This window comes from Mesorhizobium sp. M0051 (assembly GCF_040323235.1).
Classification (GTDB): Bacteria; Pseudomonadota; Alphaproteobacteria; order Rhizobiales; family Rhizobiaceae; genus Mesorhizobium.
In genome coordinates this window covers 114,203-137,798 of sequence record NZ_JAMYUT010000019.1, presented here as the reverse complement: position 1 = coordinate 137,798, position 23,596 = coordinate 114,203, and the positions used below count along the sequence as shown (strand labels likewise).

Below are 23,596 nucleotides of genomic sequence, written 5' to 3'. Positions count from 1 at the left end.
TCGGCCCCCGAGCGTCCCAAGCAGGCGCGGCGCTCCCCCCCCACCCCGGGGGCCGGTTCAACCCCCGGCCGACGGGATCGCTGGCCAAGGCCGGCAAGAGACAATCAAGCGAGGATCGCCATGGCCGAACGAATCATCGAACTGCGCGACATCAGCAAATCCTACGGTCAGGTCTATGCGCTGGGCGGGGTCAATCTCAGCGTCGACCGCGGCGAGGTGGTCGGCCTGATCGGCGACAATGGCGCCGGCAAGTCGACGCTGATCAAGATACTGTCGGGCGTGGTCAAACCGACCAGCGGCGAAATCCTGGTGCGCGGCAAGCCGGTGACGGGATGGAGTGCGGCACGCTCGCGCGATGCCGGTATCGAGACGGTGTTCCAGGACCGGGCGCTCGCCGTCCAGCAGACGATCGTGCGCAACATCTTCATGGGCCGCGAACTCACCGGATTCATGGGCTTTTTGAAGGTCAACAAGGAGGTCGAGGAAGCGAGCCGGCTGATGCGCGAGATCGGCTTCACCTCGAAAGTGTTCACGCCGCACTCGATCGTCGGCCAGCTGTCGGGAGGCGAACGCCAGGGCGTGGCGATCGCACGCGCCATCTACAAACAGGCGGAGCTGATCATCCTTGACGAGCCGACGACGGCGCTGTCGCTGACCGAGACCGCCAAGGTCTTCCATTTCGTGCGCCAGGTGCGGGCGAGCGGCCGCTCGATCCTGTTCATCGGCCACAACATCCACCATGTCTTCGACATTGCCGACCGCTTCGTGGTGATGGACCGCGGCAAGGTGGCGCTGACCGCCGATCGGAGCGAGGTCAAATCGGCCGAAGACCTCATCAACTTCATGGAAGACGTTGCACACCCGGGCGGATTGGCCGGACTGCACGATGCCGGCGACGCGGAGCAGAGAGCACGATGAGCAAGACCATGGAACCTGATCTGCACGAGCCGGCGGCCGGCACTTCTCGCCCCAGTTCCCAGAAGGAGTGGAAGCACCCATCCGATCACTGGATGCGGGGGTTCATCCTCGACAACCGCGCTTCGCTTGGCACGCTCGGCGTGTTCATCATCATGATGGCGGTGTTCATGGTCGCCAACCCGACTGTCTTCACCACCTGGTATCTCTACCGTTCGGTGCTGACGACGCTGCCGGTGGCGCTGTTCGTGGTCGTGCCGCTGGTCTTCGTCGTCACTTGCGGCGAGATCGACCTGTCGTTTCCGGCGACGATGGGTTTTGCTTCCTGGGTCTTCGCGCTGGTCGTGCAGGCCGGCTATGATCCGTTCCTCGGTATCATTGCGGCGCTGATCACCGGCTTGCTGCTCGGTTTCCTCGTCGGTTCGCTGGTGGTCTATGGCGGGCTGTCGTCGCTGATCGCCACGCTTGGCATGAATTTCCTGCTGCGCGGCCTGATCCAGATCATCAACGAAGGCAAGTCGATGGCGCTGACCAGCCTTGCCGACAGCTGGGCCTACACGATCTTCTCCGGCGAGCTCATGGGCATTCCGGTGCAGATCTTCTGGGCCATCGGCTTTGTCGTGCTGTCGGCGATGCTCTACAACCGCCATCGCTTCGGCGCGCAGGTGAGGGTGGTCGGCGACAATCCCGACAGCGCCCAGCAGATGGGCATCGACGTCAAGCGCGTGCGGGTGAAAGTGTTCGTCTTGGTCGGCATAGGGGCTGCGATCGCCGGCACCTTCTCGGTGATGATCAACTTCACCTGGTGGCCGACAGCCGGCGACGGCTATCTGCTGCCGGTGCTGGCATCGGTGTTCGTCGGCGGCACGCCAACCTGGGGCGGCATCGGCACGGTCGTCGGCGGCGCCATCGGCGCCGTCACCGTGTCCTTCATCCAGACCGGCGTCGTGGCGGCGGGGTTGAGCGGCTTCTACGTCCAGTTCTTCAACGGCCTGATCATCATCCTGTCACTGCTCGGCCATAAGTGGAACCAGGCACGGTACCGGTAGCTCAGCCGCATTTAGCGCCAGTCGAATAGTGGTGTTTCACCCAATGGTTTCTCTTCAACAACCGGAGCCTCGGCCTGTTGTTTCCGATGTGCTGCTTCTAAGATAATTTTCGCGTCTTCTAGCGCCAACAGAAATTCATCGAGGCACTCGCGTAATTCATTTCTTGAGAGAAGCTCAAAGTCACCGCGGTTCCACACGAGGGGCTGGCGTTTCGCTGAATCGCCTTTTCCTACTTTTGGGAAGCAGAGAAATTCGCCAGGCGATTTCCTAAAATCGGTTAGCGAAAACACAGCATCCTCAAAAATCGTGGCGAGCAAACGCATTTGCCAGATGGTCAATGGGAAGTTTGCCCAACCCACTGTAAAGATAGGAACCTGAAGCCCATTCTCAACGATGGTTATGAGGGGCTTCACAGGAACGACAAGCCCCTTACCAACTCGAAATGGTTCAATTATTTCGTCAAAACACGGCTTGCCGAAGTAGCCCCTTTTTTCATCGTAGTCATAAAACGCCTCAAGGTACTCGCCGACAATACCACGGCTATTTGCGCGTCCCTTCGACATTGCCGCAATCAACGCGGTGCGCCGATCGAGTCCATAGACAATTCGGTCTCGAATAATCGGCGACGCCGCAGAATACGTAGTCGTTGGAAAGCCGGTCACAAATCTAACGAGTTCTTTCGTCGTTCGGGTGCGATCCGGAAAAACATATCGGACCCAGTTGTGAGCGTAGGGAGGCCTGCTAAGTTTGCTTATCTGCACGAGCGTTCCTCATTAGTGCCGGGTTTGACGTAAGAAATATTGCTGGATGAGATCGTCGGATATCTCCATTCCAGGATTGCTCCTCCCCGAGGCATTATACACTAGGTCCCACGGCCCACCTTTTTCATGGGACATATTCACAAGTTTTGTCGCCCCCAAACGCATGTATTTGTCAATTATCGGATGCAGGAAATTTGCATCAGGCCCGCTTATAGTTTCGTATACGGGCAATTTCTTCAAAGAATTTAAATCGAGCCTCGTGGCTCTTGTTCTAATATCGGCAGCTCCAAAAGATTTAAATTCGGAATATATCTCCCTAATTACTGGACCGTAGTCCCAAGCCTCGATCTTTGCTTCAATTAACGGCTTTCCAAAATTAGCTAGATATGTGGAATGCAGAAAATATATTATTTTGTTGATCTCAAGATTTGTAATCCCTAACCCTTCTGCGTCCGCACGATCGAGAACCAAATTTGCAATATATCGTGAGTCGTAGGCCATGCAAGGAATTGTACCCTATTTGTTCCAGGATGTCAGGCAAATTGCAAATGCACTCACACCGCCGCGACGAACCCGTCCAGCACGCGTTTCTGGCCGGCCTTGTCGAAGTCGATGGTCAGCTTGTTGCCTTCGATGGCGGAAATGTTGCCGTTGCCGAATTTCTGGTGGAAGACGCGGTCGCCGACGTTGAAGGCGGACGGCTTGTCGGCGACGGATTTGGCGACCAGTTCGCCGTCGATGGTGCGGCCTTTGACCGAGGTGCGGCCGGCGCCGTAGCCGCTATCGGTCTCGCCATAGCCGATGCGCTCGACCTGGTGGCCGGAGCGCGAGCCCCAGTTGCGGTCGGTCGCCTCGGTGCGGTTGGCCTGTGCGCGTTGCCAGCCCGGCGTCGCGTAGGTGTTGGAGAAGGCGCCGGATTTTTCGGTGTTGGCGCCGACATTGTCGAAGCGCGAGGCGCCATAGGGGTTTTGTCTTCCCGCGCCTTGGCCGCCGCGGCCGGAGGCAAAAGAACCGCCGCCATAGGAATTGCCATAGCCGCCATAGGAGTTGCCGCTTTCGGCGACCTCGACATGGGCTTCCGGCAGTTCGTCGAGGAAGCGCGATGGGATCGTCGATTGCCACAGGCCGTGGATACGGCGGTTGGAGACGAACCACAGATGCAGGTTCTTCTTGGCGCGGGTCAGGCCGACATAGGCAAGGCGGCGCTCTTCCTCCAGCCCCGAGCGGCCGCCTTCATCGAGCGCGCGCTGGTGCGGGAACAGGCCTTCCTCCCAGCCGGGCAGGAACACAGTCTCGAATTCGAGGCCCTTGGCCGAATGCAGCGTCATGATGTTGACGGCATCAAGCTCGGCATTCTGCTCGGCGTCCATGACCAGCGCGACATGCTCGAGGAAGGAGCGTAGCGATTCGTACTCCTCCATCGAGCGGATCAGTTCCTTCAGGTTCTCCAGCCGGCCGGGCGCTTCGACCGAGCGGTCGTTCTTCCACATATCGGTGTAGCCGCTCTCTTCGAGAATGGTCTCGGCGAGTTCGGTGTGCGGCGTGGTTTCCAGCGCCTTCTGCCAGCGCTCGAAATTGGCGGCCACTTCGCGCAATGCCGCGCGCGGCTTCGGCTTCAACTCGTCGCTTTCGGCGAGTTTTGCCGCAGCTTCCAGCATCGGGATGCGGAGCGCCCGGGCGGTGTCGTGGATCTGCCGGATAGTGGCTTCGCCCAAGCCGCGCTTCGGCACGTTGACGATGCGCTCGAAGGCGAGGTCGTCGGCGCCTTGCGCCACGACGCGGAAGAAGGCCAGCGCATCGCGGATTTCCATGCGCTCGTAGAAGCGCGGGCCGCCAATGACGCGGTAGTTGAGACCGAGCGTGACGAAACGATCCTCGAACTCGCGCATCTGGAAGGAGGCGCGGACCAGGATCGCCATGTCGTTAAGATTGTGCTTTTGGCGCTGATAGGCCTCGATGGTCTCGCCGACGGCGCGGGCTTCCTCCTCGGAATCCCAGGCGGCGTGGACATGCACCTTGCCGTCCTCCGGCTCGTCGCGGTCGGTGAACAGCGTCTTGCCGAAGCGGCCCTCATTGTGGGCGATAAGATGGGAGGCGGCGCCCAGTATGTGCGCGGTCGAGCGGTAGTTGCGCTCCAGCCGGATGATGGTGGCGCCGGGAAAATCCTTGTCGAAGCGCAGGATATTGTCGACCTCGGCGCCGCGCCAGCCGTAGATGGATTGGTCGTCGTCGCCAACGCAGCAGATGTTTACGGTGGCGCTGCGCTGATATCCCTCCCCCTTGAGGGGAGGGTGGCCGGGCGAAGCCCGGTCGGGTGGGGTCCTCGCGGCAGTGCTCGGCGTTCTGGAGGTGCCTTCTGCGGCGACCCCCTCCGCCCGCTTCGCGGGCACCTCCCCCTCGAGGGGGGAGGACTGCGGCCTTTGCGCCAGGAGCCGCAGCCACATGTATTGCGCTGTGTTGGTGTCCTGATACTCGTCGACGAGGATGTATTTGAAGCGCTTGTGATATTCCTTCAGCACATCCGGATTGGCGCGGAAGATGCGGATCGGGTGGCACAGAAGGTCGCCGAAATCGCAGGCGTTCAGCGTCTGCAGCCGCGCCTGATAGGCCTTGTAGAGTTCGCGGCCCTTGCCGTTGGCGAAGGCGCGGGCGTCGCCCTCGGCGATGTCGGCCGGGCCTTGCCCCTTGTTCTTCCAGCCGTCGATCATCTGGGCGAATTGCTTGGCCGGCCAGCGCTTGTCATCGAGGCCCTCGGCCTGGATCAATTGCTTGATCAGCCGCACGACATCGTCGGTGTCGAGGATGGTGAAGTCGGATTTGAGACCGACAAGTTCGGCATGGCGGCGCAGCAGCTTGACGCCGATCGAATGGAAGGTGCCGAGCCACTGCATACCCTCGATTTGTTCGCCGACCAGCAAGCCAATACGCTGCTTCATCTCGCGCGCGGCTTTGTTTGTGAATGTGACGGCGAGTATCTGCCAAGGAGAAGCTTTGTGGGTATCGAGTATGTAGGCGATGCGGGTGGTCAAGACGCGGGTCTTGCCGGTGCCGGCCCCGGCCAGCACCAGAACCGGACCTTCGGTGGTTTCCACAGCCAGCCGCTGTTCCGGGTTGAGCCCCTTCAGGTAGTCGGGCGCATTGTTGTGGCCGCTGCGGGCAGCCATGGCGCGCGCGGCAATGCCCGACGGGGCCGAAGGCCGCGCATTGGGTTCGTCGAAAAAAGGCATGTCTTCGGAAAAGCCGGACATTGCCCCGAATGTAGTGATTCGGGAGCGAAAGACCAGAAGTGTCTACGTTTTGTTCCGGTAAAGTGCCTGATATCGCGGTTCAGGCCTTGCGGTAACCGAGAGCGACGAAAAATCGATGTCCGAACGAGCGCGCCTTGTCGGTTATTGCGGCGCCGAGACTGCTGGAAAACCTTGATGCAGGCAAGATGGATTTCTACCTCGGCGTGTGCTGCGCGCTTGACAGGCGCTGCGGGCAGGGGAAACTGTGCCCAGGGCAGGAAGGTAACGCCGGTTGCCCAGGGCCGCGTGCGAGCGCGCGCAACAGTCGAAGGAGTATCATCTTGGCTGTCACCATTACCTCCCTCATTCTCTTGTTCATCGGCCTGGCGCTCGGCGGCGGCGGCATCTGGTTGGCATCGCTGGGCGGCAGCTGGTATTACATCATAGTCGGCCTCGCCTTCCTGATCACAGCCTGGCTGCTTTACCGGCGCAGGTCCACCGCGCTGTGGCTTTACGCGGCGATCGTGCTCTGCACGCTTGCCTGGGCCGTCTGGGAGACCGGGTTCGATTGGTGGGAACTTGGGCCCCGCGGCGGCATCATAGTGCTGGTGGCGCTTTGGCTGCTGACGCCGCGGGCGAGACGGGGCCTTGCCGGTCCCGATGCACGCGCGCCGCTCATTCTTGCCGTGCTGGCATCGCTTGCCGTCGCCGGCTACTCGATGACGGCAGATCCGAAAGACATTGCCGGCGAACTCGGCACCGACAAGGTGATCGCGAACGCCAACCTCGGCAATGATGTGCCGGCCGGCGAGTGGCACTATTACGGACGCACGCAGTTCGGCCAGCGTTATTCGCCGCTCGACCAGATCACGCCGGACAATGTCGCCAAGCTGCAGCCCGCGTGGACCTACCGCACAGGCGACGTCAAGGGACCGGACGACGTCGGCGAGACCACCTATCAAGTGACGCCGCTGAAGATCGGCGACACGCTCTACATCTGCACGCCACACAATTTCGCCATCGCCATCGATGCCGCGAGCGGCAAGGAGAAATGGCGCTACGATCCCAAGGTCAAGCTCGACAAGGACCGCCAGCACCAAACCTGCCGCGGCGTGTCCTATTATGCCGATGCGGCCATCGCCGCCGGCCAGCCGTGTGCTGCCCGCGTCTACCTGCCGACCTCGGACGCCCGGCTGATCGCGCTCGATGCCGCCAACGGGCAGATCTGCCCCGCCTTCGCAGAGGGCGGCACGCTGAACCTTTTGACCAACATGCCCTATCCGAAGTCGGGCTATTATTACTCGACCTCGGCGCCGCTGATATCAGGCGGCAAGATCATCGTCGGCGGCGCGGTCAACGACAATTATTCGACGCAGGAGCCGTCGGGCGTCATCCGTGCCTACGACGCTGCCACCGGCAAGCTGCTGTGGAACTGGGATTCCGGCAATCCGGACCAGACGACGCCACTGGCGGCCGGCCAGACCTACACCGCCAACTCGCCCAACATGTGGTCGACGCCGAGCGCTGACGAGAAGCTCGGCCTGCTCTATGTGCCGCTTGGCAACCAGACGCCGGACCAGCTCGGCGCCGGGCGCAGTGACAATGTCGAGAAGTTCTCGTCGTCGATCACCGCGCTCGACCTCAACACCGGGCAGTTGCGCTGGGTGCGGCAGACCGTCCACCACGATCTCTGGGACATGGACGTGCCGGCCCAGCCGAGCCTGATCGACATCACAAAGGCAGACGGCACGGTGGTGCCGGCGCTGGTCGGGCCGACCAAGCAGGGCGACCTCTACGTGCTCGACCGGCGCACAGGCGAGCCGGTGATCGCGGTCAAGGAAGTGCCGGCACCCGGCGGCGCCATCGAGGGCGACCATACGTCGCCGACGCAGCCGGTGTCGGATCTTACCTTCAATCCGAAGCCGCTTACCGGCGCCGACATGTGGGGCCTCACCATGTTCGACCAGCTGGCCTGCCGGATCGAATTCCAGGCCCTGCGCTATGAAGGCCGCTACACACCGCCTTCCGTCCAGGGCTCGCTGATCTATCCCGGCAATTTCGGCACCTTCAACTGGGGTGGCGTCGCTGTCGACCCGGTCCGGCAGGTGATGTTCGGCATGCCGACCTACCTGGCCTTCAAGTCGCAGCTCATTCCGCGCGACCAGGTGTCGCCGCCGGACGAGGGTCGCGGCAGCGAGCAGGGATTGAACCGCAACGAGGGCGCGCCCTATGCGGTGGTGATGGGGCCGTTCCTGTCGCCGCTCGGCATCCCTTGCCAGGCGCCGCCCTGGGGCTATGTCGCCGGCGTCGATCTCAGGACCGGCACCATCGCCTACAAGCACCGCAACGGCACCGTCTACGACATGACGCCGCTGCCGCTGCCGCTGAAGGTCGGCGTGCCTGGCATCGGCGGGCCGATGATCACCGCCGGCGGCGTCGCTTTCCTGGGCGCCGCGGTCGATGACTATCTGCGCGCCTATGACCTGACATCGGGCAAGCAGCTGTGGCAGGCACGGCTGCCTGCCGGCGGGCAATCGACGCCGATGACTTATATGGTGGCCGACGGCCGCCAGTTCGTGGTCATCGTCGCCGGCGGCCACGGCTCGGTCGGCACCAAGCCGGGGGACTATGTGATGGCCTACGCGCTGCCGAAGTGAGGGTGGCGCAACCTATGACCTAGCCGAGTCCCAGATGGCTTTTCAGGCTGGGTACCGATCCGAGTATGCGGTTGGTGAGGTCAGGGCCGGCGGCAGCTTCGGCCTGCTGGACCAGCGTTTCGCCGGCCTTCTGGATCTGAGCCAAATCGAGCCCAGACGCCTTGAGCGCCGCGAGGCCGTTGACCAGCGCGCCGGCCTTTTCGCCGAGAACCCCGCCAAGCGCGCCTTGCAACGACGACAGGAACCCGCCACCACCGCCAGCCGGAGCGGCGGCCATGACATCATACTGGTGGGCGAGGTCGTCGGCGCCGGGGATATTGGCGAAAAATGCCGAGGCGCTGGTGCCTTCCGCCTCATGTTCGAGCACCGAGAAGATGGTGCCGACGACTTTCTCCGCCGTCGCCTGGTCGAGGCCCGCTTTCTGCGAGACGGTGTTGACGATATCCTGGACGTTCATGGTCTCACCTCAACCTTGGGTTTTCGCGTTTGTAGAGCGGTTCCGGTCACTGCGGACGCTGACCAAAGATCGTCTGCCCGCATCCACAGCCGCTGAGATTAGTGCCGGAGCCGTAGCGGCGGCAAGGACGATCGTGCTGGCGAGGATCGGGTGGGGCATGGTCATTGCTCGCTCCTTTCGGGTCGGGACGCGTGAAGGCATGCCGGTCAAGGTGCCATCGATAGCGGACAGCTTCTTTCACTATTGTGGCAGCGCCAGCAGGATTATCGCCGATGACCAAGAAGTGATGACATGGGCGCCCGCGGCGCCGGCCTTGCCGGCCGCACTTGCGTGACCGCGAGCGGGCGCTCGACTGGATCATGCCGCCTCGGTCCCTATGTAGCTCAGGTATCGAAGCTCGAAGCCGAGGAGTGCACAATGACGAAATCAGCTGCCCCGACACTCACCATCACCCAGGCGATGATCGATGCCTATGACGAGTACACGCATCTGACACTCGACCGCCGCCGCTTCATGGAGCAACTGACCCGGCTTGCCGGATCAGGCGCGGCGGCTGCGGCGATCGCGCCGCTTCTGGCGGCGAATTCCGCCCAGGCGGCAATCGTTGCCGACAACGATCCGCGGGTGAAGGGTGAGGACATCAGCTATCCCGGCAGCAGCGGCGAGATGAGGGGCTACCTGGTCAAGCCGGCGGATCAGGCGGGTAAGCTCGGCACGGTCATCGTCGTGCATGAAAACAGGGGACTCAACCCGCATATCCGCGACGTGGCGCGACGCGTGGCGCTCGAAGGGTTCGTGGCGCTGGCGCCGGATTTTCTGTCGCCGCTCGGCGGCACTCCGGCCGATGAGGATAAGGCGCGCGACATGTTCACCAAGCTCGATTCGGCGCAGACCATTGCCGATGGTGTAGCGACTGTCGCTTTCCTCAAGGGCGACAAGGACGGCAACGGCAAGGTCGGTGCCGTCGGCTTCTGCTGGGGCGGCGGCACGGTCAACATGCTTGCCGTCAACGCGCCCGATCTCAATGCCGCCGTCGCCTATTACGGCATGCAGCCGAACGCCGCCGATGTGTCGAAGATCAAGGCGGCCTTGCTGCTGCACTATGGCGGACTGGACGAGCGCATCAATGCCGGCATCGATGCCTTCAAGAAGGCGCTCGACGCGGCGCATGTCGAATACACGGTCTATATCTATGAAGGCGCCAACCATGCCTTCAACAACGACACCTCGGCCGCCCGCTACGACAAGAAAGCGGCCGATCTCGCCTGGGGACGCACGATCGCCTTCCTGAAGGAGAAGCTGGCGTAGCTTTCAGCGGGCTGGTTTGTGGAAGGCGACGCCGGCGACTACCAGTGCAATGCCCAGGCAATCGGTGAGGCTTGGAATCTGGCGCAGCACGATGACACCGATCAGCGTCGCGGTGACCGGCAGCAGCGATAGCATCAGCGCGAAGCTGGCGCGCGGCAGCCGCGACATGGCGAGTTGGTCGCAGATGTAGGGAATGACGGAGGAGCAGATGCCGACGCCGACGGCGGCGAGCAGCAGCGGCCGTGAGAAAAAGGCCGGCAGTGCATCTCTGAAGCCGATCGGCAGCACGATGATGAAAGCGATCGCCATGGCGGCACCAAGACTGGCGATGCCGCCGCCCGCGCCGGAAGCGGCGATGCGGTGCCCGAGCACGATGTAGCCGACAAACAGAGTACCGTTGAGGAAGGCCCAGAACAGCCCAAGGGGATCACTCGACCATTTGACGTCGATGAGCAGCAAGGTGCCGGCGACGGCAACGGCAAGGGCGGCGAGATTGCGCGGGGTCTTGAGGCCGATCACCGCGACACCGATGGTGCCGACGAATTCGATCGCCGCCACCAGCGAGATCGGCAAGCGGTCGAGCGCCAGGTAGAACGAACAGTTCATCACCGCCAGGCAGGCGCCGAAGGCCAGCAACCGCAGCCGGGTCGAGCGATCGGCGCGGACGAGCGTTCGCCATGGACGGGTCATTGGTGCGAAGATCAGCGCGGCGGTAGCGATGCGCAGCCAGGCCATGCCGAGCACGCCGACATGCGGGAAAAGCAGCACGGCAAATGCCGGCCCGAGATAATGGAAGACGGCGCTGACGCCGAACCAGACATGCGGCGGCAGTGTTGTCGCCAGCCTGCGGAAGGGAAGGCCGGCAACAGCGGGGTCTGCCGCAGGAGCTTGCGTCTGATCATCCATCGGATCAGTATCGCAGGCGATTTTGCCTGTTCATATGGGTGATGATTGGCCTTTCCGGCCGGTATCCTCACGGAAGCAAGGATCTTTCCATGAAACGCCTTCGGATTGAAAGCGCCGACCTCGATGCCGCGGATATGAAAATCCTGCTCTTGCTGGAAAAGGACGCGCGCATCAGCACGGCGGAGCTTGCGCGCTCGGTCGGCCTGTCGGCGCCGAGCGTGGCCGAGAGCGCATCAAGCGGTTGCAGGAGAGCGGGGTCATCGAGGCCTATTCGGTCAGGATCAATCCCGCGGCACTCGGCCTGCCGGTGTCGGCGTGGCTGCGCATCCGTCCGGTACCGGGGCAACTGGCTGTCGTGGCCGAGATCATCCGCGATCTGCCTGAGATCGCACAATGCGACCGGGTGACCGGCGAAGATTGTTTCATCGCGCTGGCGCATGTCGGCTCGGTGGCCGAACTCGAGCGTGTGATCGACCGCATCATCCCTTACGCGATGACCAATACGGCGATCATCCAGTCGTCGCCGGTGGTGGCGCGCTCACCGCTGGCAGCGGTGAAGCATACGGTTTGAGCGAGCAGGAACGTTTATGCGTGGCCGCGCTTCAGGCGGGCGCGCTTCAGGATGGTGCGCCAGCGGATCATGTCGAACGGGATCGGCTCGTTGTTGTTGGCAATATGGAAGATCTCGTTGTCGACATTCTTGAGCGAGCGCCAGAAATCATAGTCGGTGATGCGCGGATCGGCAGCCAGCTTGTCCACTTCGACCTTGATGTCGGTTTTCATGCACTTTCCTCGAACCGGCTTCGCCGCGCCGCCCGCATCGCAACCCAATGCGATCGTTTTCAACCGCTCCGCTGAGTCGTTCAACGGCTCAATTGGCTTGTTCCCGTTAAAACCTCGGTAAGGTTAACGCGGGCGCCGAGTGGCTTCAAGCGGGCTTGCGGCGAATCCCGATTGAACGGCCGGCGCGCTCCGGCATCGGCAGTGCCGAATGGGCGGCGCGCATGGCCTCGACCTTGGCAAGCACATCGGCTGGGAAGGGTGCGACCTTCGGCCCCGACATGTCGACATGCAGGGACAGCGTCTCGGAGGTGGCGGCGAGCCAGCCGTCGACGTGGCGGATTTCCTGGTAGGCCCGCAGCCGCTTGTCGTCATGATCGAGGAGTTGGAAGGAGACCGTGACCTTGTGCTCGAGATGCAGCTCCTGCACGTAGCAAACATGGACTTCGGCTGTGTAGATGGTGAGCCGCCGCTGGCTCACGTAATCCAGTCCCATGCCGATCGCCTCGAAGGCGTTGTCCGAACACCGGTCGAACAGCACGTTGTAATAGGCCATGTTAAGATGGCCGTTGTAGTCGATCCAGTCCTTCTCGATGTCCATGGGTTTGGAGACGAAGGGGGCAGGGATAGGCATCGAAACTTCCTTGTTTGGTGCTGGACAGAGCGTGGCCGGTGAGTGTCTTCATTCTGACGCAATTCCTCAGGGAAAGCGCTACGCGGTTTCCCGGGAAAACCGCTTCGCACTTTTCTTGGAATTGCTTTAGGCATCCATAGACGCATAACAAGCATGGGCGCTGGTCCATCCGCGGAGGAATTCATGGCTCTGAGCGACCTCAACCCAGTCGAACGCAACGAGGAAGGCATCGCTGCCGTGCTCGGCATCCTCAAGCAGCGGCTCGGCGAACGCTTCCAGACCGGCGAGGCCATCCGCTCGCAGCACGCGCACACCACCACCTATATTCCGACGCAGGCGCCGGACGGCGTCGCTTTCCCGGAGACGACGGCCGAGGTGCAGGAGATCGTCCGCGCCTGCGCCGCGCACCGTGTGCCGGTCATTGCCTTCGGTGTCGGATCGTCGCTGGAAGGCCACACCAACGCACCGGGCGGCGGCATATCGGTCGACACCTCACGCATGAACCGCATTCTTGCGGTCAATCCGCAGGATCTCGACTGCACGGTCGAGCCCGGCGTCACCCGCGAGGATCTGAACCGGCATCTGCGCGACACTGGCCTGTTCTTTCCAATCGATCCGGGCGCCAATGCCTCGCTCGGCGGCATGGCGGCGACACGCGCATCCGGCACCAATGCTGTGCGCTACGGCACGATGCGCGAGAATGTGCTTTCGCTGACGGCCGTCATGGCCGACGGCGAGACGGTGACGACCGGCAAGCGCGCGAAAAAAAGCTCGGCCGGCTATGATTTGACGCGGCTGCTGGTCGGCTCGGAAGGCACGCTCGGCATCATCACCTCGCTGACCTTGAAGTTGCAAGGCATCCCGCAAGCGATCTCCGGCGGCGTCTGCCCGTTTCCGAGCGTCGAGGCGGCCTGCAACGCGGTCATCGCGACGATCCAGATGGGCATACCGGTGGCGCGGATCGAACTGGTCAATGCTTTGCAGATGCGGGCGATGAAGAATTATTCCAAGCTCGACTATCCCGAGAGCCCATGCCTGTTCGTCGAGTTCCACGGCAGCGATGCCGGCGTGGCGGAGCAGGCCGAGACCTTCGGCATGATCGCGGAGGAAAATGGCGGCGGGCCGTTCCTGTGGACCAGCGTTGCCGAGGAGCGCACGAAACTGTGGAAGGCCAGGCACGACGCCTATTGGTCGTCGCTGACGCTGCGGCCAGGCGCCAAGGGCCTGTCTACCGATGTCTGCGTGCCGATTTCGCGCTTTGCCGAATGTGTCATGGAAACCGAAGCCGACATCGCCGAAATGGGCCTGATCGCGCCGATCGTCGGCCATGCCGGCGACGGTAATTTTCACGTGTTGGTGCTGATGGACGTGAACGATCCCAAGGAGATCGCGCAGTCCGAAAAATTCGTCGCGCGGCTCAATATGCGAGCAATCGCCATGGATGGCACCTGCACTGGCGAGCACGGCATCGGCCAGGGCAAGATCGGCTTCCTGCGCCACGAGCTCGGCCACGGCGTCGACATCATGCGCACCATCAAGCAGGCGCTGGATCCGCAAAACATCATGAATCCGGGCAAGATATTGCCGGGAAACTAGGCGGGTCCTCGGACGCAATGCGGCGATCAAGGCCAGCGGCGAGCGCCAACCTGCGAAAATCGAAAAACTGAATTGGTGGCGTTCGATGTCGACCAGCGCGGACACGTTCCAAAGAAGCTAGTCCCAATGGCCAGCGAAGCTAATCCCCATTTGGCCTGGCACGACGCCGCTCTGGTCATCGCGGTTGGGCCGGCAGCGGGTGTCGACCATGTCCGCATGCGCCCAAAGCGGAAGTAAATCCGGAACGTTAGCGTGTGATCGCAGGCTTCTCCTGCGCGCCCTGAACAAGGGTTTGCAGCATGGGGCGGGTTGGCGCGAAGAACGTCGTGCCGGTGTGCGGCGTGGAGAAATCAAGCAGCCGGTCGTAAGCGCCCGGCGGCTCGCCGATATACATCCGCTGCAGCATTTTCTCGATCACCCAGAGATACCTGGAATAGCCGATAAAGTAGGTGCCGAACTCCTGCTGTCCCGGTCGGCCGAAGGGCATGTTGTCGCGCAATATGTCGTATTCGTTACCGTCGGCATCTTCGATGGTGGCGAGCGACTTGTGCGACTTGCGCGGGGCGTCGTCATCGTCGATTTCGATGTTATCGATCTTGGTGCGGCCGATGATCTCTTCCTGGAGCGGTGTCGGGGTTCGCGCCCACGCCTGGAGATCGTGCAGGTATTTCTGAACGACGACATAGCTGCCTCCGGCGAAGTCGGCATCCTCATCGCCGACGAGCGCTGAGGCCGGCAGATCCAGCCCGGTCGGGTTGGCCGTGCCGTCGACGAAGCCGAGCAGGTCGCGCGCATCGAAATAGCGAAAGCCCGAGACTTCGTCGACGACGTTCACGCCGTCACCGAGATTGTCGAGCAGAATGCGCTCGAACTCAAAGCACATGTCGGAGCGTTCGGAGCGGATGTGGAAAAGAAGGTCGCCGGCGGTCGAAGGGGCCGAATGAACAGCGCCCTTAATCGGCGCGAACGGTTTCAGTTCCAGCGGCCGCCCATCTGGAGAAAGACGATCCCAGAGATCGCGGCCGATGCCGGCAATGCACGAAAGCCGTCCCGAAAGGTCACGGAATCCGACATTCTTCACCAGATCATCAAGTTCTCCGAGCACGGAGGCGACCTTGGCGAGCGCGCTCCGCTCGTTGGCGACATTGACGACAAGAAAGACCGCCGAAAGCGACAGCGGAGCGTCGATACTTTGCGCGTCGATAGGCACGCGATCCCAGTTCTTGCCCGACATCTAGATTCTCCACTTCGCCGGGATTTGTTTCAGATCACCGGACATCACGCAACACCGGATGAATTGCCTCTTTATCGACACGCGGATGCGGGTAGAGTGCGGCAGAATTTCAATCAACCTGTTCGGAGCTGATGCTCGCTCGCCTGTTCGTGACCTTCGGTGGCCTTTTTGTGCTGGTGCTCTGTGCGGCGCTGGTGGTGCCGTATTTTGTCGACTGGACTAGCTACCGCGCCGATTTCGAACGCGAGGCAAGCGCCATTCTCGGCCGCAAGGTGACCGTGCGGGGCGACGCCACGGCCAGGCTGTTGCCGTTCCCGTCGGTGACCTTCGCAAATGTCGCCGTCGCCGGCGGCCCCAACGGCCAGCCGGCCATGACCGTCGAGACGTTTTCGATGGATGCGGAACTCGCACCCTTCCTGCGCGGTGAAGTGCTGATCTTCGACATGCGGCTGGTGCGGCCGAAAGCGACCATCGATATCGCCAATGATGGCACGGTCGACTGGGCGATGCGGCCGTCCTCGCCGTTCGATCTCAACCAGATCTCGATCGAAAAGCTGACGGTGACGGAAGGCCAGGTCGAGCTGCGCCATGCGGCCGGCGGGCGCAGCCATCTCATGTCCGAGATCAACTCGACCATTTCGGCCAAGTCGCTGGCCGGCCCGTGGCGCATGGACGGCACGCTTCGGCTGGACGGATTGCGCACCGCGGTCGCGGCCTCCACCGGCAAGGCAGAAGGCACCGGACAGATGCGGCTTCGGCTGAAGGCCGATCCCGATGTCTATCCGCTGGTCATCGAGACCGACGGCAATGCCGGCATCGTCAATGGGGCGGCCGTCTATTCGGGCCAGTTCAAGATTTCAAATCAGGACAAGAATGGTGCCGACAAGAACAGCGCAGAGTTGCGCGGCACCGATGGCGAGACGGTGAAGGTCTCTGGCGGCAAGCCCGATCCGGGCTTTCGCCTGAACGGCAAGTTTTCGCTCGACCATCAGAAGCTGGGCGTCGACGAATTTCGCTTCGAGACCGGGCCGCTCGACAATCCCTACACCGCCGACGGCAAGGCCTCGGTCGATCTCGGGCTAAAGCCGAGCTTTGCCATCGAAGCCAGTGGCGCTCAGGTGCAGCTCGACGAGGCGGTGGGTGCGCAAGCTGGTGCCGGCCTGACATTGGATCAGCGCATTGCAGGGCTGGAGCAGGCTTTGCTCGATCTGCCGAAGCCGACCATTCCCGGTACCGTCGAGGTCAAGCTGCCAGCGGTGGTGGCCGGCGACACCACGGTGCGCGACGTTCATCTTTCCGCCGAGCCGGTCGATGGCGGCTGGTCGGTGAAATCGCTTGCAGCGACCTTGCCCGGTCGCACCAGGCTGGAAGCCGATGGCAAGGTCTTGCTCAATGTGGAGGGCCATTTCGGCTTCAACGGCTCGTTGCTGCTGGCCGTGGCTCAGCCTTCGGGTTTTGCAGCGTGGCTGTCGAAGGACGTCGACGAGGCGGTCCGCCGTTTGCCCGCCGCCGGCTTCAAAGCCAAGGTCGACCTCTCGGAAAAGCGGCAGGCCTTCAGTGACCTCGAACTGATCCTGGGCAAGGCGAAGTTTTCCGGCCGCATCGATGCTAGCCAACCTGACGATGCCAAGCCGTCGGTGCTGATGCGGCTCGAAGGCGGCGAGCTCGATGTCGACGGCCTGGCGGCCTTTGCCTCGATCTTCGTCAGCGACAAGGGCGCCAATCGCTTTGCCGACCGCGACCTCGATTTCCAGATCAAGGCAGGGCCGGTCAGCGCCGGCGGGCTGACCGCCGACACGGTCGATACCGCGCTGAGGTTGCGCGACGGGCTGCTCGAAATCGACCGGCTGTCGGTGGGCGGGCTGGCCGGGGCCTCGATCAGCGCCACCGGCAGGATCAAGGATTTCCCGGCACGCCCGACCGGCAAGCTCGACGCCTCGGTGGTTGCCGTCGACCTTAAGCCATTGATCGACGTCGCCGCCCAGCATTATCCCGACAGCGCCGTGCTCAAGGGACTGGCAAGCCGTGCCGCCGCCTATCCCGAGCTGTTCCAGGATGCGCGCGTCGACCTGGTGGCGAGTGCCGCCGACAATGGCGACGGCACCTCGGGCCTGGCGGTGAGCGGGCAAGGGAAGGCCGGCGGGTCGGCTTTTTCCGCCTCGCTGTCGGGAAGGGGGGCGGGGGACAAGCTTCTCGAAGCGCCGGTGGCGCTGACCTTCAACGCCAAAAATCCTGACGCCACTGCGCTGCTGGCGCTCTACGGCCTGCCGGCGCTGCCGCTTGGCATGCTGGGCGAGGCAAGCACGGACATCCAAGCCAAGGGCACGCTTGGCGGCGGCCTGGCGACGAGTTTCAGCCTTGCCGGTGACGACTTCAAGGCCGGTTTCGAGGGGACGATCGCCGATACGCCGCAAGGCCTCGCCGCCAAGGGCAAGCTTAGCCTCGACGCTGCCGACATCGAACCATGGCTGATGACGTCAGGCATCGGCCTGCCAGGCATGGGGGCTGGCATGTCGACGTCGCTCTCGGCGCAGGGTGATTATGGCAACGGGCTGCTGGTGCTGGACGAACTCAGCGGCGCCATCAACGAAGCGGCGGTGTCCGGCGACGTCAATGTCGACGTCAAGGACGGCGTGCCGCATCTGGCCGGAGCGCTGGTGCTCGACGAACTTGATCTCGATCCGATGGCGGTGGCGCTGTTTGGCGATTCCGCCTTTCTTGCCGACAAGGAAGGGGTCGATAAGGGTGGGGCGTGGCCGGCCACGCCTATCAGCCAGAAATCCAGCCTGCCGTTCACCGCCGATCTCGATCTGACGACGGCAGCCCTTGCCGCCGGTCGGTTCGCCACTGCGTATGATGCCGCCTTTTCGCTCAAGCTCGACCAGGAAGGTATTCGCGTTTCGGATCTCAAGGCGAAATTGCTGGGTGGCGCGCTGACCGGCCTGTTCGAGCTGAAGAACAATGACGGCACCGGACTTTTCACTGGGCAGATGAAATTGGCCGGCGCCGATCTTGCGACCATGCTGCCGGATGCCGGCATCAGCGGCAATGGTGATTTCTCGACGGCGCTGTCAAGCAGCGGCAAATCGGTCGAAGGGATGGTGGCCGCCTTGTCCGGCTCCGGTACGGCGGCGTTGAGGGGCTTGCAGGTCGCCGGCGTCAATCCCGATGCGTTCAGTGCATTCCTCGCCAAGGCGGATGCGATCGGTCGCGATATCGATGCGGCGAAGACCGCCGGCTTTGCGCCTGAAATCGCCGCCGATGGCAGTTTTGCCGCCAAGGACACCGACATCGCCTTCACGGTTGCTGGCGGTATGCTCAGGGCGCCGCCGGTCAACCTCGAGAATCCGGCAGCGACCTTGTCCGCCGACATTGCGGCCGATCTCAATACCAGCAAGATTTCCGCCGAGGGGACGATCGCCTATCGGCCGGGCGATGAAGCCCTGGTCGGCTCCGAGCCGACGGTGAATTTCACCGCCGAGGGCCCCCTCGGCGCGGTGAAACGAGAGTTCGACAGCGAGCCGCTGGCGCAGTTCCTGACCCAGCGCGCGCTGGAAAGGGAGCAGCAGCGTGTCGAGGCGATGCAGGCCGAATTGCTCGAAAAGCAGCGGCTGCGGCGCGAGGTACGCTACTACGCGGCGCTGCAGGATGAGCGTGACAAGGCCGCCGAGGAATTGCGCAAGCAGGAGGAAGCAGCGCGGCTTAAGGCCGAGGCTGAGGCGAAGGCCGAAGCGGATGCGCAGGCGAAAGCCGAGGCCGACGCCAAGGCCCAGGCTGAAGCGGATGCGCAAGCGAAAGCCGAGGCCGACGCCAAGGCCCAGGCTGAAGCGGATGCGAAGGCGAAGGCGGATGCCGACGCGAAGGCCGCGGCCGAACAGCAGGCTGCCGACGAGGCCGCCAAGGCGCAGGCCGATCAGGAGCGGCAGAAGGCGGAAGAGGCGATGCGCATTGCCTCGCCGCAGGAGAAGGCAAGGCTCGAGGCTAAACGCAACGCCGCACAGGCTCCGAAGGTGGAGCGTGCGCCGCTGCCGGAGGCTCGCGACAACCCGCCGCCGGCCAAGCCGAAGTCCAATCCGTTCACCATCGACAATCTGCTGAAGTCGCTGCAGTAGGCAGCAGGAGGCTTTTCCCGTCCTGGGATAGTCTCAGAGAACGAGCAGTTCGGCGCAGTCGGTGACATAGCGGGCGTGGCGGAAATCTCGGACGGTCAAGAGTTTGCCGTCCTGCCAGGCCAGCAGGATGAAATAGGATGGCCGCGCCGCTGGATCATCGCTGTCGCGGACGAGGGCTGCCGGCCTGCCCTCGATAAAGCCCGCCACGAAACGCCAATCCTGCACCTGGGAATAGTTGTGGAAGTAGGTGCCGACCTCCTGGCGACCATTCAGCCGCGTCCTTGCCACCAGCTCCAGCCGCACCTCATCGGCCAGCATGTCGCGCACGGCGTCGAAATCGCGGGCGTTGAAGCGATCGATGTAAGCATCGAGCAGCAGACGCTCTGCGCCGCTCAATCTCGGAACAGGGCGGTCGTCCGGTTCGTCCGCAAGATGGCGCAGCCGATGACGACCACGATGCAGCGCCGCCTTTATGGCGGGGATGCTGGTGTCGAGCGTGGCGCTGATCTCCTGCAGTGAATAGCCCAGAACGTCCATCATGATGACGCTGCTTCGCTGCGTGACGGGAAGGCGCATGAAGGTATGAAGGCCGGCCGCCGCGGCCTGACGGGCGGCAGTGGGGTTTGCCGGATCGACGATCATGTCCAGGTCCTCATCGGAAAAAGACTTTTCACGGGCTCGCCGGCGCAGGAAGTCGAGCGCCGTATTGTGGGCGATGCGGAACAGCCAGCCCTCCGGATTGGCGATCGGGCCGGTATTCGGCAGCGCCTCGAATGCCTTGGCCAGGGTTTCCTGCAGCACGTCTTCACCGTCGATGACTGAGCCCGTCATGCGGGCGCAGTAGCGGTGCAGCTTTGGACGCAGTTCGCCGAACAGGCGGCTGAAGACTTCGCGTTGTTGGACGTCAATGGTGATGTTCATGCGTACCGTGTTCCACCTACTGGTCGAGCATACGGTAGCTGCCCACCACGGTCATTTCCTCGCTGTGTGGACGCTCGATGCAGCGATCCCTGATGCCAATCTGAAAGGCCTCGAATGCCGCCAGCCCGGTGATGATATCGGCATGGGCCTCGGTTTCCGTCTCGACCAGATGGACAAAGGTCCGGTCGTCGGAACGCCATGTCATGTAGCGAACGCCGTCCGGCGATTTTTCCCGCAGCTCATGGAATACGCCCTTGACCAGTCGTTCATTCTCGTCGGCCCGTTCCGGTTTCGTCTTGTAGCGTATCAGGAGGCGTTTCATCGCAGTTGTTCCTCTTCGTTGCCCCATGCTCATGTCCGAGACGTTGCGGCAAAGCCAAAGGATTCCGGGTGACGGGAAAATAGCTCTTTCCGTGCATCTGGGCTTCACGCCCGATCGAGCAGCCGCCTCAACATCGGTTCGATGCGCGACAGCTCGTCGAGATGTGCCGCCGAAAGCTCGGCCAGACAATCGTCGGCGCGGCCGGTCAGTTGCAGCAGCACGCGGCGATGATCGTCCTTGTCCTGATTTCTAGCGACCAGCCCTGCCTCGCAAAGGCGGTTGACCAGCTCGACGGCGCTATGATGGCGAGTGCGCAAGCGTTCGGCCAGATCGCCAACCGTCACCGGCCCGCCGCCGGGGAAACCCTTGATTGCCAGCAGCGCCTGATGCTGGCGCGGAGTCAGGCCGGCGCCTTCCGCCTGGATTTGGCTGAATTCGAGAAAGCGGCGGATCAGGTAGCGAAACTCGGAAAGCCGCTGGTAGTCGGCCTGGCTGATGGCGGGGCGTGGTTTTTGTGGCTGCGACATATCAGACATGTGTTCGTTTTCCGACGAAAGCTCAAACGGATTTCGGGCGAAACCGGCTTGAACAAATATATCGTGTTACGATAGATAGCCACCGACAAACCTCGGCTGGCCGTTTCGACCGTGCCGCAACCACATACGGCCCGCCGCCAGGAAGCAAAGCCCGCCATGAAGATCCACCACTCGAACCCGGAGCATCTGCGTGATTTCACGACTGATGCCAGGGTGCTGCTTGTTGCCGCCATTGCGGTGGTCGTGGCGACGGCCGGACTGGTTGCCGGCATCGCGCTATTGAAGCTGATCCGGCTGGCCACCAACATCGCCTATTTCGGCCAGTTCACGCTCGCCGACCTGAAACTCGAAGACACGCCGCTTGGCTATGCCTCCGTCATCGTCCCGGTGATCGGCGCGCTGATCATAGGCCTGATGGCGCGCTTCGGCAGCGAGAAAATCCGCGGTCACGGCATTCCCGAGGCCATCGAGGCGATCCTGCTCGGGCGTTCCAGGCTCGATGCCAAGGTGGCGATCCTGAAGCCATTATCGTCGGCGATTTCGATCGGCTCCGGCGGGCCCTTTGGCGCCGAGGGTCCGATCATCATGACAGGCGGAGCGATCGGCTCGCTGATCGCGCAGATGCTGCCGGTCAGCGATACCGAACGCAAGACGCTGCTGGTTGCAGGTGCGGCGGCGGGAATGACCACGGTCTTCGGGACACCGATCGCCGCCATCATGCTGGCCGTTGAACTGCTGCTTTTCGAATGGACCCCGCGCAGCTTTATTCCGGTGGCGGTCGCGGCAATCATTGCCCAGGTCGAGCGCACCATGCTGCATCTGCCCGGACCGATCTTTCCGTTTCAGGGCGGTATGGAGGTATCCTTTGTCGGCCTTGCCGGCTGGGTGGCGATCGGGGTCGCGGCAGGCCTGTTGTCGGGGCTGCTGACGCAGATGGTCTACGCCTGCGAGGACGGCTTCCAGAAGCTGCCTATCCACTGGATGTGGTGGCCGATGCTGGGTGGTCTGGTGGTCGGCATAGGCGGGCTGATCGAGCCGCACGCGCTCGGCTTCGGCTATGACAACATCACTGACATGCTGGACGGCCGCACGATCGCGACCGCGGCATTCCTCCTTCTGGTGGTGAAGGCCATCATCTGGTCGGTTGCGCTCGGCTCGGGAACGTCGGGAGGCGTGCTGGCGCCGCTGCTGATCATGGGCGGGGCGATGGGGGCGGTGCTGGCCGGCGTTCTGCCCGCGGCGGATCCGGGCTTCTGGGCACTGCTGGCGATGGCCGCCACCATGGGCGGCACGATGCGCGCGCCGTTGACAGCCACCTTCTTTGCCGTCGAACTGACCGGCAATACGCATATACTGGTGCCGCTGATCGCGGCTTGCGCCGCGGCGCACGCCGTCACCGTGCTTTTGATGAAGCGGTCGATCCTGACCGAGAAGATTGCCAGAAGGGGACACCATCTGGTTCGCGAATACCGTGTCGATCCGTTCGCCTTGACCAGAGTGCGCGAGGTGATGACATCTGAGGTCGAAAGCGTGCCGGCGACGATGACGCTGCATGGCGCAGCAGCCTTCCTGACCGCGCCGGAAACACGGCATCCGAGTTTTCCGGTGGTCGATGAGAACGGCCATGTGCTGGGTCTCATCGATCCGCCGGCGATCTTGCGCTGGAGACGTGCCGGCAGGCACCGCACCACGACGCTTGGCGAGCTGCTGGCCGGTAGCAAGGTGACGCTGGCCTATCCGGACGAGTATCTTGAAGGCCTCTCCGACAAGCTGCTGATGGCCAATGTCTCCCACCTGCCCGTCGTTAGCCGTGAAGACCTGCGACTGGTCGGTTATGTCGGCTGGAAGGATCTGATGCGTGTGCGGTCGAGGAAGCAGGCCGAGGAGCGTGATCGCTCGACCTTGCTCGGATTCCGCACCAGGCGCGGGAAAAAGGAAGCGACGATCGAGGGCCTCTAGGAACTCGTTCCGCGTTTCACCCACTCGAGCACATAAAGCCTCAGCGCCGAGGACAGGTTGGTGTCGCGAGGCCGCGTCTCGTCGACTTCGGCGACAAGAGCCGCGAGCGTCAATTGCCGCGTGGCCGCGATCGCGACGAGGTCGTCATAGAAGGGTTTTTCGAGCGAATAGCTGGTGCGGTGGCCGCGAATGGTCACCGAGCGCTTTTCGACCGCGCTCACT

19 protein-coding genes and 1 pseudogene are annotated in these 23,596 nt (G+C 62.7%); 8 read left to right on the top strand and 12 right to left on the bottom strand.

The window, feature by feature from the left end:
• Positions 1–120: 120 nt before the first annotated feature.
• Both NKJ90_RS20360 and NKJ90_RS20355 read left to right on the top strand, forming a co-directional pair.
• Positions 121–918 carry an ATP-binding cassette domain-containing protein gene (locus tag NKJ90_RS20360; RefSeq protein WP_023757040.1) on the top strand — a complete coding sequence of 266 codons (798 nt, stop codon included), beginning with the start codon at positions 121–123 and terminating at the stop codon, positions 916–918.
• Entirely contained in the window at positions 915–1,964 is a 1,050-nt protein-coding gene (locus NKJ90_RS20355) for an ABC transporter permease (protein WP_023757041.1), read from the top strand. The genes NKJ90_RS20360 and NKJ90_RS20355 overlap by 4 nt, the downstream gene beginning before the upstream one ends.
• Positions 1,965–1,975: 11 nt before the next feature.
• On the opposite strand, the gene NKJ90_RS20350 is transcribed toward NKJ90_RS20355, so the two are convergent.
• The 3 genes from NKJ90_RS20350 to NKJ90_RS20340 all read right to left on the bottom strand — a co-directional run bounded on the left by NKJ90_RS20350 (position 1,976) and on the right by NKJ90_RS20340 (position 5,973).
• A complete protein-coding gene (locus NKJ90_RS20350; RefSeq protein WP_156938471.1) occupies positions 1,976–2,626 on the bottom strand; it encodes a hypothetical protein in 651 nt (216 codons plus the stop codon).
• 111 nt (positions 2,627–2,737) lie between these two features.
• Positions 2,738–3,226 carry a Panacea domain-containing protein gene (locus tag NKJ90_RS20345; protein WP_023757043.1) on the bottom strand — a complete coding sequence of 163 codons (489 nt, stop codon included), beginning with the start codon at positions 3,224–3,226 and terminating at the stop codon, positions 2,738–2,740.
• A gap of 53 nt (positions 3,227–3,279) precedes the next feature.
• A complete protein-coding gene (locus NKJ90_RS20340; RefSeq protein WP_023757044.1) occupies positions 3,280–5,973 on the bottom strand; it encodes an ATP-dependent helicase in 2,694 nt (897 codons plus the stop codon).
• A 320-nt stretch (positions 5,974–6,293) separates the two neighbouring features.
• Here NKJ90_RS20340 and NKJ90_RS20335 point away from each other — a divergent pair, with 320 nt between their 5' ends.
• On the top strand, positions 6,294–8,609 hold the full coding sequence (locus NKJ90_RS20335; protein WP_023757045.1) for a glucose/quinate/shikimate family membrane-bound PQQ-dependent dehydrogenase: 2,316 nt from the start codon (positions 6,294–6,296) through the stop codon (positions 8,607–8,609).
• A gap of 19 nt (positions 8,610–8,628) precedes the next feature.
• Here NKJ90_RS20335 and NKJ90_RS20330 read toward each other — a convergent pair whose 3' ends face one another.
• Complete coding sequence (locus NKJ90_RS20330; RefSeq protein ID WP_023757046.1) at positions 8,629–9,066, bottom strand: hypothetical protein; 438 nt, start codon at positions 9,064–9,066, stop codon at positions 8,629–8,631.
• 417 nt (positions 9,067–9,483) lie between these two features.
• Here NKJ90_RS20330 and NKJ90_RS20325 point away from each other — a divergent pair, with 417 nt between their 5' ends.
• Complete coding sequence (locus NKJ90_RS20325) at positions 9,484–10,374, top strand: dienelactone hydrolase family protein (protein WP_023757048.1); 891 nt, start codon at positions 9,484–9,486, stop codon at positions 10,372–10,374.
• Positions 10,375–10,377: 3 nt separating this feature from the next.
• Here the strand turns inward: NKJ90_RS20325 and NKJ90_RS20320 are convergent, their stop codons facing one another.
• Positions 10,378–11,280, bottom strand: a complete 903-nt coding sequence (locus NKJ90_RS20320; protein ID WP_023757049.1) for an EamA family transporter — start codon at positions 11,278–11,280, stop codon at positions 10,378–10,380.
• 89 nt (positions 11,281–11,369) lie between these two features.
• Between NKJ90_RS20320 and NKJ90_RS20315 the strand changes: the two are divergent.
• Positions 11,370–11,851 (top strand): annotated as a pseudogene (locus NKJ90_RS20315) (Lrp/AsnC family transcriptional regulator).
• 14 nt (positions 11,852–11,865) lie between these two features.
• On the opposite strand, the gene NKJ90_RS20310 reads toward NKJ90_RS20315, so the two are convergent.
• Positions 11,866–12,063: a hypothetical protein gene (locus tag NKJ90_RS20310; protein ID WP_023757051.1), complete on the bottom strand. Its 198-nt coding sequence runs from the start codon at positions 12,061–12,063 to the stop codon at positions 11,866–11,868.
• Between the two features lie 145 nt (positions 12,064–12,208).
• Positions 12,209–12,694 carry a thioesterase family protein gene (locus NKJ90_RS20305; RefSeq protein WP_023757052.1) on the bottom strand — a complete coding sequence of 162 codons (486 nt, stop codon included), beginning with the start codon at positions 12,692–12,694 and terminating at the stop codon, positions 12,209–12,211.
• A 183-nt stretch (positions 12,695–12,877) separates the two neighbouring features.
• Between NKJ90_RS20305 and NKJ90_RS20300 the strand changes: the two genes are divergently transcribed.
• Complete coding sequence (locus NKJ90_RS20300) at positions 12,878–14,290, top strand: FAD-binding oxidoreductase (protein WP_023757053.1); 1,413 nt, start codon at positions 12,878–12,880, stop codon at positions 14,288–14,290.
• A 247-nt stretch (positions 14,291–14,537) separates the two neighbouring features.
• Here NKJ90_RS20300 and NKJ90_RS20295 read toward each other — a convergent pair whose 3' ends face one another.
• A complete protein-coding gene (locus NKJ90_RS20295) occupies positions 14,538–15,524 on the bottom strand; it encodes a Dyp-type peroxidase (protein ID WP_023757054.1) in 987 nt (328 codons plus the stop codon).
• A gap of 131 nt (positions 15,525–15,655) precedes the next feature.
• On the opposite strand from NKJ90_RS20295, the gene NKJ90_RS20290 reads away from it, so the two are divergent.
• A complete protein-coding gene (locus NKJ90_RS20290; RefSeq protein WP_023757055.1) occupies positions 15,656–19,636 on the top strand; it encodes an AsmA family protein in 3,981 nt (1,326 codons plus the stop codon).
• Positions 19,637–19,669: 33 nt separating this feature from the next.
• Here the strand turns inward: NKJ90_RS20290 and NKJ90_RS20285 are convergent, their stop codons facing one another.
• From NKJ90_RS20285 to NKJ90_RS20275, 3 genes are all read right to left on the bottom strand, one after another.
• The gene (locus tag NKJ90_RS20285; protein ID WP_023757056.1) at positions 19,670–20,557 is read right to left on the bottom strand and encodes a sigma-70 family RNA polymerase sigma factor; all 888 of its coding nucleotides are present in this window, start codon (positions 20,555–20,557) and stop codon (positions 19,670–19,672) included.
• A 16-nt stretch (positions 20,558–20,573) separates the two neighbouring features.
• Complete coding sequence (locus tag NKJ90_RS20280; RefSeq protein WP_023757057.1) at positions 20,574–20,879, bottom strand: hypothetical protein; 306 nt, start codon at positions 20,877–20,879, stop codon at positions 20,574–20,576.
• 104 nt (positions 20,880–20,983) lie between these two features.
• Entirely contained in the window at positions 20,984–21,415 is a 432-nt protein-coding gene (locus NKJ90_RS20275) for a MarR family winged helix-turn-helix transcriptional regulator (protein ID WP_023757058.1), read from the bottom strand.
• 156 nt (positions 21,416–21,571) lie between these two features.
• Here NKJ90_RS20275 and NKJ90_RS20270 point away from each other — a divergent pair, with 156 nt between their 5' ends.
• Positions 21,572–23,374 carry a chloride channel protein gene (locus tag NKJ90_RS20270; protein WP_023757059.1) on the top strand — a complete coding sequence of 601 codons (1,803 nt, stop codon included), beginning with the start codon at positions 21,572–21,574 and terminating at the stop codon, positions 23,372–23,374.
• Here the strand turns inward: NKJ90_RS20270 and NKJ90_RS20265 are convergent.
• Complete coding sequence (locus NKJ90_RS20265) at positions 23,371–23,595, bottom strand: ribbon-helix-helix domain-containing protein (protein WP_023757060.1); 225 nt, start codon at positions 23,593–23,595, stop codon at positions 23,371–23,373. The two genes, NKJ90_RS20270 and NKJ90_RS20265, sit on opposite strands and share 4 nt — an antisense overlap.
• Position 23,596 lies beyond the last annotated feature (1 nt).

Bases quoted from the DNA above. Each gene is read 5' to 3' on its own strand.
- NKJ90_RS20325 (WP_023757048.1), top strand. From the start codon at position 9,484: ATGACGAAATCAGCTGCCCCGACACTCACCATCACCCAGGCGATGATC.
- NKJ90_RS20355 (WP_023757041.1), top strand. From the start codon at position 915: ATGAGCAAGACCATGGAACCTGATCTGCACGAGCCGGCGGCCGGCACT.
- NKJ90_RS20275 (WP_023757058.1), bottom strand. From the start codon at position 21,415: ATGTCTGATATGTCGCAGCCACAAAAACCACGCCCCGCCATCAGCCAG.
- NKJ90_RS20310 (WP_023757051.1), bottom strand. From the start codon at position 12,063: ATGAAAACCGACATCAAGGTCGAAGTGGACAAGCTGGCTGCCGATCCG.
- NKJ90_RS20305 (WP_023757052.1), bottom strand. From the start codon at position 12,694: ATGCCTATCCCTGCCCCCTTCGTCTCCAAACCCATGGACATCGAGAAG.
- NKJ90_RS20340 (WP_023757044.1), bottom strand. From the start codon at position 5,973: ATGTCCGGCTTTTCCGAAGACATGCCTTTTTTCGACGAACCCAATGCG.
- NKJ90_RS20360 (WP_023757040.1), top strand. From the start codon at position 121: ATGGCCGAACGAATCATCGAACTGCGCGACATCAGCAAATCCTACGGT.
- NKJ90_RS20295 (WP_023757054.1), bottom strand. From the start codon at position 15,524: ATGTCGGGCAAGAACTGGGATCGCGTGCCTATCGACGCGCAAAGTATC.
- NKJ90_RS20345 (WP_023757043.1), bottom strand. From the start codon at position 3,226: ATGGCCTACGACTCACGATATATTGCAAATTTGGTTCTCGATCGTGCG.
- NKJ90_RS20300 (WP_023757053.1), top strand. From the start codon at position 12,878: ATGGCTCTGAGCGACCTCAACCCAGTCGAACGCAACGAGGAAGGCATC.
- NKJ90_RS20270 (WP_023757059.1), top strand. From the start codon at position 21,572: ATGAAGATCCACCACTCGAACCCGGAGCATCTGCGTGATTTCACGACT.
- NKJ90_RS20280 (WP_023757057.1), bottom strand. From the start codon at position 20,879: ATGAAACGCCTCCTGATACGCTACAAGACGAAACCGGAACGGGCCGAC.
- NKJ90_RS20290 (WP_023757055.1), top strand. From the start codon at position 15,656: ATGCTCGCTCGCCTGTTCGTGACCTTCGGTGGCCTTTTTGTGCTGGTG.
- NKJ90_RS20330 (WP_023757046.1), bottom strand. From the start codon at position 9,066: ATGAACGTCCAGGATATCGTCAACACCGTCTCGCAGAAAGCGGGCCTC.
- NKJ90_RS20285 (WP_023757056.1), bottom strand. From the start codon at position 20,557: ATGAACATCACCATTGACGTCCAACAACGCGAAGTCTTCAGCCGCCTG.
- NKJ90_RS20320 (WP_023757049.1), bottom strand. From the start codon at position 11,280: ATGGATGATCAGACGCAAGCTCCTGCGGCAGACCCCGCTGTTGCCGGC.